We start from the raw sequence: 8745 nt of genomic DNA, 5'->3' as shown, positions 1-8745 counted from the left end.
ACGGGCAGGAAGGAGACTCGGTTGAAGCTTTGACCGCCTGACCAACTGCGGTCACGCGGGGATCATCCCGTTACACCACGCATTTGGACTTGACCACCCACAACACGGAAACAACACGGAATCAGCGGGATTCAACGGGATCGATCGGGATCCAACGGGAACACCTTGAACTCCAAATCCGCAGGTGATGGGCTGTTTCGAGGAGCATTGAGCAGCCTTGGGAAGTGCAGCATCTAGAGCGGCAGGTTTCTGGTTCGAGTCCAGATGGGGGAGCATTGTTTGCGCAGGTCAGCGGGGGGTTCCCGCTGACCTCATTCTCTCCGTATGACACAACGGACGCAAATCGGGTTTTCCCGGTCGGCGTCCTTCGTCGTTTCCAGGTCGGTATCGCTCACTGCTCCAGATGTGCGCGACCCGCACAATAGCGTTATGGCAGCGGAACAGATGTTCGGCTATTCCCCGATAGACCCGCCACGCCGGTTCCGGCTCACTCGCGCCAACGGCGACGTAGTGGAGACGCAACTCATCGGCACGCGGATACGAATACCTGACGGCGTCGAGCGGGGCAACGACGGAGTAGATGACTGGAAAGTCCGCCTCCTGGACCAAACAGAGCACTGGGTGCGCGAACTCGGGGAACTGTGGGGCGAGACGGTTTTGGGGACTCCTGACGTCCGCGACTGAACCAGGGCGGCCGGTCCCGCTCACTCGTCAAGGTTGACCGGCGCCCGTCGCCGATCGGCTCGCCGCTGTAGTAGCGCGTCATGCTCGCAACTCGGCGCGACGGGCGGCCACCTGCTCACGCTGCGCGGGTGGCGTCGGATAGTGCACCTGCCTCGTCGCCGACAACGTCGCCCGCAATGCGGACAGCGCGTCTACATAGACGCTCCAGCGTCCAGCCACGGCGGCGGCGATACCGAGCAGCACGATGGCCACCAATGCCACTACACCGGCGACGACGATAAGTGGCATAGCGACCAACAACGCCAGCACCGGCCGACGCGGTCCCTGTCGTACCGGTCTTCTGTTGCGACGTTGCCAACCACCGAACATGCTCCGTTGCAGTCGATTTGCGGAACTGCCCAGGACTTCCGAGACTTCCGAACGAACGGCTCTACCTTCTGCCCTGAGCGGACACCGCGCCGCTCTCGCCTGGTCAGCCGCCGGGAGCGGCGCTCAGGCGGGTAAACCATGAACAACCGACTGGAGCCCTCGCTGGGATCGACCGTGAACGGATCGCTCCAGTTCCTCCCATCGGCCGGGTATCGAAGCCGGGTACTTCGGGGCAGTGCTGTCCCAGGACAGCCCCCTGGCCTCGACGGCGACTCGTCCACTCTGGCAACTGAGGTGGCCGTGGTAGTTTCGGTCGTCTTCACTACTCCGAAAGTTGATCCGGTCACCGATCCAGCGCAGCGGAACATGCTGGGGCTCTTCAACTTACGGCCGTAGCACAAGGAGGGGTCCGGATTCCATGACTGCCGATGATGGAGGGTCGGAGCTTTGGGTGGTTCCGACGGAGGTTTCCGATGCGGGGAAGTTCGTTCAGACGGTGTCAGAGACGTTGGTGACTGGTTTGCACTCGTTGGATACGGATGTGGAACGGGCGTTGGAGTCGTGGCAGGGTGGCCGGGCGGATTCGTATCGGGAGGGGTGGGATGAAACAAAGCGGGGGGCTATGAAAGTGCTTGCGTCACTGGCGAAGATGGCGGAAATGTTGGGTGTGACAAGCGCTACCTACGTCGCCACTGACACTGACAACGCACAGCAGACCAGTTCGTTGGATCTTCCCTGAGCGTCGAAACGCGGTGCATGGGTATGGTCTGTGACCAATCGGGAGGGCGAGCACATGGATGGCTATCGGGTTAATCTTGATGAGCTGGAACAGATTACGGCGCGGATGCGGGGGTTTTCGGGCTTCCTCGCTGATACGTTGCAGGGTTTACAGCTGCGAATGACTGCCCTGCATCAGACTTGGTCTGGCGATGCGGCTACCGCGCAGAGTGAAGCGTTCACGCAGTGGATGACGGCTGCGGGTGAGGTCGCCGAGGGGGTAGCGGCGATGCGTGATGCATCCGCGGACGCGCACGCCAGCTATATCGACGCGATTGAAACGAACTTACGAACATTGGGATTGCGATAACCTAGTGGCGCCCTCCGATAAAGAAATTTTAGTTACTCCAAAGACGTTCTACGATGCTGGCACTGATTGCATTAATGCCGCAGGTGCGTTCGATTCCTATTTCACCCTCGCAATGGGCGGGCTAAGCGAATGCAAGACCATGGGTGGCAGCTTTGCGGCGGCCAGTGATTGGTCTCGGTCATATGATGGCCGAGCCAGCGAACTAACCGCATTCGCTGCCGATTTGGTCAATGCATTGGCGAACTACAGTGGGATTGTCACCGGCCTGGGTTATGTTCATGCCCTCGCGGACAAAAACCCCGATAACGATGACCCGCCGAAGGCGCTCCCGGTGCTCGAGGGTGTCGCGCAGACATCGCCACCTTCAGCAGGTGGTCCGGGGCAGGGATTGGTCGACAAACTTGGGATCGGGGTGATAGAAAAGCTCGGGGTTTCGGTTCCTGACGGCAATATCGATAGGCTAGATCTGGCACGTACCGTGTGGGAAACAATGGCTACCGGCGACGTAATAGTCGCTACTATCGATAAGTTGCAAAAGCTACCCAGCACGTTCGACGGCCAGAAGTCCGACGACATCACCGCCGTTTCGGGGGACTTGAAACAACTACACAGCGCCGCGGTTGACCTTCAACACGCCTGCGGTGAACTCGCCGGATCGTGCCGAGACCACCGTGCCGCATTGATAGAACTTCGGGATAGAATCACCAAAGCGGTAGAAGATGCCGCTAGGGACGCCGGTGTTACGGTTCTATGTGAAGTGGGAGCCGTCGGGCTGACTCTGCTGGGGAGGCCAGATGCGGCAGCGGCATTGACCGGCGATAGGGCCAAGAGTTTGGCCGATGGCATCGGCGGCATTGTCGTCGAATGGACCGACACTAAAGGTATTGCGTCCGGGGTCAAGAAAACCCGAGACCTCGGACCAGCGCGGACAAATCTTCAGCGCATCAAAGAACTCAAGAATAATGCTCCTGCATCTAAACCCACCAATGGCCTCGGAGCCCAATGGAGTACGGTATCGGGGCCTGTTCCCAACAGTATTTCTATAACCCAGCTCCGGAGGATTCATATCCTCGACGGCGGCGACGATGGAACCGGTGGGCACGCTCCCGGCACCGGGATGCCAGGAAAGACTGAATTCCCAGACATCCCGCTATGGACCGATGATCACATCATCAACAGCATCCAAGACGTTGCTAAGAATCCCGATCAACCTCCGGTGCTCCAGCCTCATGGAACGTGGAAGGTCACCGGCACGCGGGATGGCGTTCTGATAACGGCCATCGTGGACTCATCCGGTAACATTGTGACGGGCCATCCGGTAAGTGGTCCCGGCGTCTATAGGAATGACGCAAACGGCGTCCCGATCAAATAAGAGTTAGGTGACACACATGGATTCTAATGATAGGCCCAGCTCTAAGCGCAAGAGGCGACAGTTCACTCCGGAACAGTTGGCCAGATTCGCGAATCTAAGCAATGGCTCCCGGCAACTTCTTGAGCGGTTCGCGGACCGCCTTGGGCCCGAAACGCTGGCTGATTTCCGATCTTTCAGCGACGTTGGTGAGTGGACCTTGTTGGTCGATAATCTTTGTGCCACTCTTGTGAAGTGTAAAATTTTGGTTAGCCCGGCCGAACGTGATGCCTTGGCCGAGCTGCTGGCATTGTTCGGGGACCCAAAAGACAATATGGATATGTTTTATATAGATGATTATCAGCGGGTACTGGGGGAGCTGAACGTATTCCCAAAGATCGACGTTGATGGTGAACACCTGTGAGTCAGTCGGCAAGTTTTTGTGTGACTGGTCAGGCATTGCGGTCGGTGCTTCGGCCTTCTCGTTAGGTCGCCCGTCGATAAGGAAGCTCTGCCCGACTGTCCACATCGTGGTGCCGGTACGACGCACGCGGTCACGGTCGATCGACCGGCTGGCCGCAGGCAGCGGACTACACCTTGGCCCGCTCTGGCCGGTGATCTGCTGGCAGTGCTCGACGAGATCGATGCCGAAGGTCCCGTCGACTGCATCGGCGGCTCGATGGATTGCGCCACGATACTGCACGCCGTCGTCATCGCTCCCCAGCGCTTCGAGCACTTCCCCGCGGAACAGCCTCTGCGCCACGTGAGTGTGGAGACGTAGGTCCGATCGCGCCCCAGCGTCTGCCCGCATTTGCTGAGTGCCGGTGGATTCACCTCACCCTGACACGCAGGGGCGGCGGAGGGTGCCCCGGCGCTACCCCCGACTTGACCCACAACACGGAAACAACACGGATTCAACGGGAATCAACGGGCCCGAGTGGGGTCCAGCGGGAACTCCTTGAATGTTAACTCCGCAGGCGATGGGTCGTTTTGGGACACATTGAAACGTCTTGGGCCTCAAGGTATTTGGATCGGCAGGTTTCTGGTTCGAGTCCAGATGGGGGAGCACAAAAAGCCCCTGACTAGCCGCTTTTCCGCGCATTTCGGCAGGGCAGGCAGAACCGGCTGCAAGATCCTCGACATCCTCGAACATGACCCCGGTCCGCAGGTGAACGATCCTCCCGACGTGCCATGAACCAGGGCCAGCAGGGGTCAATCCTGGTACTCGATGCGCAACCGCCAACCCAGGTCAGACATCATTCCTGCCTATTCGCCTGCTTCCCACGCTGATAGCTCAAATGCCTGTCAGTGCCCTGCTGACCAGCGACTACTCGGAATCGATCCGGTGTATTTGACAGCTCGGCCGTAGACCTCGGAAACAGGGTATCGATCAGCGTTCCTCCGAATCTTCGCTTCGACCACACCCGCTAGGTCCACCTCGAGGACATCCGCGAGGCGAAGCAAGTAGATGAGGATGTCGGCGACCTCGTCTTCGACGCGGACTCGTTGACCCGGAGCTGCCATGATGGCCTGGCTTTGTTCGGGGGTCAGCCATTGAAAGAGCTCGGACAACTCATCGACCTCTCCGGTCAGCGCCATGACGAGATTCTTGGGTGTATGGAAGTTCTCCCACGCCCGTTCGGTCGCGAAGTCAGCGACCATGCGCTGGAGTCTGTCGAATGTCATGGGGGACGTTTCAGCAGGCGAGGTGATCCCACCGTCACGCAACCATCTGACAGGGTGGGGAGCGAATTGGCGGCGTACCCCTCACTCGATCCTCGGCCGACCAGCATCCTCGAGGTGAAGAGCTGTGACGCGCTAGCATGCTGATGTTCATCGGCGTACTCGGCGCACACGTCATGACAGAATGCTCAGCGCTGCAAACGATTTCAGGAATCAGGGGGCGGTCAAGGTGAAGCGTGGCGAGAGTGCCGTAAGACTTCGGACGTTTCGTTCGACGGCTCGGGAGGTAGTCGCGCTTTCCAAGAAGGCGAAGCTGGTGCCGGCCATCGTCGAAAACGCGGGGAAGAAGGGCAATCCGGCGGAGCGGCGGTCCTGGGAGGTCAGTCTTCCAGCGCTTGCCAAGGTGCTGATCAAGGCAGGCTTAGGAGAGGTTGCCATGCTGATCGAGTGTTCGCTGCCTGGCTCGAGCCAGCGGGTGGATGCGCTCTTGGCTGGGGTACACCCCAAGACTGGCGCGGACAACTACGTCCTCGTGGAGTTGAAGCAGTGGAGTCATGCGGAGTTGGGGTGGGGAAGCGACCGGCTCGTATGGTCGTTGCACACACGCGGGGACCAACTGCATCCGGTCGACCAGGTACGGGGCTACTGCCGATACCTTCAACGGGACGTAGCTCTGCTTCATGATCGTCCCGAGGCTCTGCACGGAGTTGCCTACCTACACAACGCCGAAGAGAAGCTCGTGCGGCCACTTTTCGAACTCCCACCTGACCAGTTCGGACGCTTGTACACAGGCGACCAACGTGAGGGTTTCATAGAATTTCTGCGTTCCCAGCTCACCCCTACATCGGGTTTGTCTGCGGCCGAGCGACTGCTGGACAGTGAGATCCGGCAGAGGACGACACTGCTGAGGTCGACGCCAGCCGAGCTCTACGCTGCTGGCGATTCGTTGGTAGATAATCAGAGACTAGCGTTCGAAGCAGTCCTGAACCGAGTAACTCTCGCTTACCGGTCGAACCAGAAGTGCGTTGTACTTGTGACCGGCGGACCGGGCAGCGGCAAGAGCATCATCGCGATGTCGCTGCTTATGCGTCTACATAAAGACCGACGCAGGGTACGTTATGCGACCGGGTCGGAGGCAATTACAAAGACAATGCGAAGGGTATACGGTCGTCAGGAACGCGGGCTAGAGAAGCTGATCACCTACTACAAGAACCTGACCACGATGCAGGACCAGTGGCTAGATGTGGTCATCTGCGACGAGGCCCATCGCATTCGCAGAACCTCAACCGACAGGTTTACTCGAGCGATTGCCAATACGAAGCGCCCCCAAGTCGACGAATTGATCGAGATCGCAAATGTCCCAGTCTTTCTACTCGATGAGAATCAAGTGGTTCGCCCCGATGAAGTCGGAACAGTAGACCTGATCCGAGACCACGCGGCGCGCGCGGGGAGGACAGTTTTTCAAATCAACCTCGACGGGCAGTTCCGCTGCGGCGGGAGCGCGGCATATGACGAATGGGTATTGAACCTTCTCGGACTTCGGTCTTTGGGCCCGACGCCTTGGAAGGGCGATGACAACTTCACCGTTAGGGTAGCAACCTCACCACAGCAGATGGAAGACTTCTTACGCTCTCAAATCACTGACAAGGTGAGCGCGAGAATAATGGCGGGGTATTGCTGGGAATGGACCATCGACCCGGATGCCGACGGCGCGCTCGTGGACGACATCAAAATCGGCAACTGGTCCAAGCCGTGGAACAGTTTTCAGAACAAAATCGGCGGTGCCGGAGATCCCCCACCGAAGTGGCTATGGGCAAATGATCCCCGCGGTTTCGAGCAGGTTGGCTGCGTCTATACGGCGCAGGGATTTGAGTTCGACTGGGCAGGTATCATTCTTGGTCCAGAGATCGTCGTAGAGGACCAAGCGCTCGTAATACGACGGGATGCCAACAAGGATAGAAAATTAAAAAGTCGGACACTCTTCGACGAGGAATTCGATATCCTTATACGAAATACATACAAGGTCCTATTGACCCGGGGCATGAGAGGGGTGGTCCTCTATGCCGTCGATGCGGCAACTCAGGAGTTCCTCTCCAGCCTCGTTGACAGACTCGAGTTCGTCGAACCGGGGGTTGCGGATTAAGTGCGAGTGTCGGCAGTCGGGCTGAATCCGGACCCCGTCAGACTGCAGGCGTCGCCCTCCTCGTCGCAGTTAGTTGCGTCAGCGCGAGCGCACTGGACGGAACCGGCACCGCTGCCGGGACACTGCCTTTTCGGATGTCCACGTACGCATCTGCCGAGCTTCGGCGCACGGGGAGTATTCAAACTGCGCACAATTCAGCAGAAATGCCGTTCGAATACTACAGCTCAGTCTCATCAGGATGTGTTGGTAGAGGTCAGGGCGGCTACACCGCCCGGCCCTCGGCTCGGCTCAGTTCCGCTGGTGGCGGGCCAGATCGCGCTCGACGGCGATGAGTTTTGCGCGAGTGATGACGCCGTTGAAGCGCATGGCACGAGCCGGATCCTTGGCGAGTTCGCCTTGTTCGTCGGCGGATGCCCACCGGTAGAAGAGCTCGTTGTGGACAGCGATCAGGTCGCCTCCGGTGATCCATTCCCGCGCGCAGACTTGCCGCAACAGCACTGCCTCCGGCGATGTCCGCGCCCACGCCGCGCTCGCCGTGCGCGCACTGCCGTAGGCGGTGGGCGCGGAATCGAGTACCGCACTACTCGCGCCGAGTGCCCAGCCCCGGACCGACAATCGGAGTCATCACCTGAAAGCGGCGTGTACCTCGCACGATGAGGTCCGGGGTGCACTGTCGCCGGACGGGTGCGACCGAGGAGGTGCGCGATGCCGAACTTCAACGAAGATGTCGTCATCAAGGGTCATGATCTGGTGCTGAAACACGCGGGCGGCGACGTCATGGCCCGGCTCGACGAGAACGGCAGCCTGACCATGCACCGGGAGATCGCCGGGAAGGCAGTCCAGGTTCTTCAGTTCGCCGCGGGCCAGGTCTTCGGCGTCCCGTTCACCCTGCTGCTCGTCGGCGCGGAGCAGGCACCGGGCACCGTTCAGGTCCGCGGCAGCATCGTCGTCAAGGACGGGAAGAACGAGGAACGGATCAAACTCGACGGCGACAAGGGCGACATAATTCTCAGCAATGCCGACGCGGCCGAGGATTTCGAGGTCGCCACCGGCACGGACGTGGCTGCTGGAATGGTCATGGTGCTGGGTGAGGACGGCAAGCTCACCCCCTGTACCAGCGCCTACGACCAATCGGTGGTCGGCGTGATTTCGGGTGCCGGTCGGTATCGGCCCGGACTCGTGTTCGACCGTGGCGCCGAACCCGACGACCATCGAGTGCCCATCTCGGTCATGGGAAAAGTGTCGTGCCGGGCGGACGCGAGCTTCGGCAGCATCCGGGTGGGCGATCTGCTCACGACGTCGCACAGCCCCGGCTGCGCGATGAAGGCCACCGAACCGACGCGTGCGTTCGGCACCATCATCGGAAAGGCGTTGGGCCCCTTGACCGATGGCCGGGGTCTGGTCCCGATCCTGATCAGTCTGCAATAACGC

10 protein-coding genes are annotated in these 8745 nt (G+C 59.7%); 6 read left to right on the top strand and 4 right to left on the bottom strand.

Features of this window, described 5'->3' with window-relative positions; translation table 11 throughout:
• Positions 1-429: 429 nt before the first annotated feature.
• A complete protein-coding gene (locus tag ACFWPK_RS23055; protein WP_378918922.1) occupies positions 430-684 on the top strand; it encodes a hypothetical protein in 255 nt (84 codons plus the stop codon).
• A 78-nt stretch (positions 685-762) separates the two neighbouring features.
• Here the strand turns inward: ACFWPK_RS23055 and ACFWPK_RS23050 are convergent, their stop codons facing one another.
• Complete coding sequence (locus ACFWPK_RS23050; protein ID WP_378918920.1) at positions 763-972, bottom strand: hypothetical protein; 210 nt, start codon at positions 970-972, stop codon at positions 763-765.
• Positions 973-1471: 499 nt separating this feature from the next.
• On the opposite strand from ACFWPK_RS23050, the gene ACFWPK_RS23045 reads away from it, so the two are divergent.
• Genes ACFWPK_RS23045 through ACFWPK_RS23035 form a run of 3 tightly spaced genes read left to right on the top strand, consistent with a single transcriptional unit; the run spans position 1472 to position 3512 of the window.
• Entirely contained in the window at positions 1472-1792 is a 321-nt protein-coding gene (locus ACFWPK_RS23045) for a WXG100 family type VII secretion target (RefSeq protein WP_378918918.1), read from the top strand.
• 30 nt (positions 1793-1822) lie between these two features.
• Positions 1823-2140 carry a WXG100 family type VII secretion target gene (locus ACFWPK_RS23040; RefSeq protein ID WP_378918916.1) on the top strand — a complete coding sequence of 106 codons (318 nt, stop codon included), beginning with the start codon at positions 1823-1825 and terminating at the stop codon, positions 2138-2140.
• Entirely contained in the window at positions 2106-3512 is a 1407-nt protein-coding gene (locus ACFWPK_RS23035; RefSeq protein ID WP_378918914.1) for an EndoU domain-containing protein, read from the top strand. Before ACFWPK_RS23040 ends, ACFWPK_RS23035 begins: the two co-directional genes overlap by 35 nt.
• A gap of 94 nt (positions 3513-3606) precedes the next feature.
• On the opposite strand, the gene ACFWPK_RS23030 is transcribed toward ACFWPK_RS23035, so the two are convergent.
• Positions 3607-4251: a hypothetical protein gene (locus tag ACFWPK_RS23030; RefSeq protein WP_378918912.1), complete on the bottom strand. Its 645-nt coding sequence runs from the start codon at positions 4249-4251 to the stop codon at positions 3607-3609.
• Between the two features lie 542 nt (positions 4252-4793).
• Complete coding sequence (locus ACFWPK_RS23025) at positions 4794-5150, bottom strand: nucleotide pyrophosphohydrolase (RefSeq protein ID WP_378918910.1); 357 nt, start codon at positions 5148-5150, stop codon at positions 4794-4796.
• Between the two features lie 205 nt (positions 5151-5355).
• Between ACFWPK_RS23025 and ACFWPK_RS23020 the strand changes: the two genes are divergently transcribed.
• Positions 5356-7314 (top strand): DNA/RNA helicase domain-containing protein, encoded by a 1959-nt coding sequence (locus ACFWPK_RS23020; RefSeq protein WP_378918908.1) that lies wholly within the window; start codon positions 5356-5358, stop codon positions 7312-7314.
• A gap of 288 nt (positions 7315-7602) precedes the next feature.
• On the opposite strand, the gene ACFWPK_RS23015 is transcribed toward ACFWPK_RS23020, so the two are convergent.
• The gene (locus ACFWPK_RS23015) at positions 7603-7929 is read right to left on the bottom strand and encodes a hypothetical protein (RefSeq protein ID WP_378918906.1); all 327 of its coding nucleotides are present in this window, start codon (positions 7927-7929) and stop codon (positions 7603-7605) included.
• Between the two features lie 90 nt (positions 7930-8019).
• Between ACFWPK_RS23015 and ACFWPK_RS23010 the strand changes: the two genes are divergently transcribed.
• A complete protein-coding gene (locus tag ACFWPK_RS23010) occupies positions 8020-8742 on the top strand; it encodes a hypothetical protein (RefSeq protein ID WP_378918904.1) in 723 nt (240 codons plus the stop codon).
• Positions 8743-8745 lie beyond the last annotated feature (3 nt).

Source organism: Nocardia sp. NPDC058519, assembly GCF_042719755.1.
Classification (GTDB): Bacteria; Actinomycetota; Actinomycetes; order Mycobacteriales; family Mycobacteriaceae; genus Nocardia.
Note: the sequence above shows the minus strand (reverse complement) of the source record. Positions and strands in the feature narration are given on the sequence as shown.

Coding starts and splice junctions, on each gene's coding strand:
- ACFWPK_RS23055 (WP_378918922.1), top strand. CDS start 430: ATGGCAGCGGAACAGATGTTCGGCTATTCCCCGATAGACCCGCCACGC.
- ACFWPK_RS23050 (WP_378918920.1), bottom strand. CDS start 972: ATGCCACTTATCGTCGTCGCCGGTGTAGTGGCATTGGTGGCCATCGTG.
- ACFWPK_RS23045 (WP_378918918.1), top strand. CDS start 1,472: ATGACTGCCGATGATGGAGGGTCGGAGCTTTGGGTGGTTCCGACGGAG.
- ACFWPK_RS23025 (WP_378918910.1), bottom strand. CDS start 5,150: ATGGTCGCTGACTTCGCGACCGAACGGGCGTGGGAGAACTTCCATACA.
- ACFWPK_RS23020 (WP_378918908.1), top strand. CDS start 5,356: ATGCTCAGCGCTGCAAACGATTTCAGGAATCAGGGGGCGGTCAAGGTG.
- ACFWPK_RS23010 (WP_378918904.1), top strand. CDS start 8,020: ATGCCGAACTTCAACGAAGATGTCGTCATCAAGGGTCATGATCTGGTG.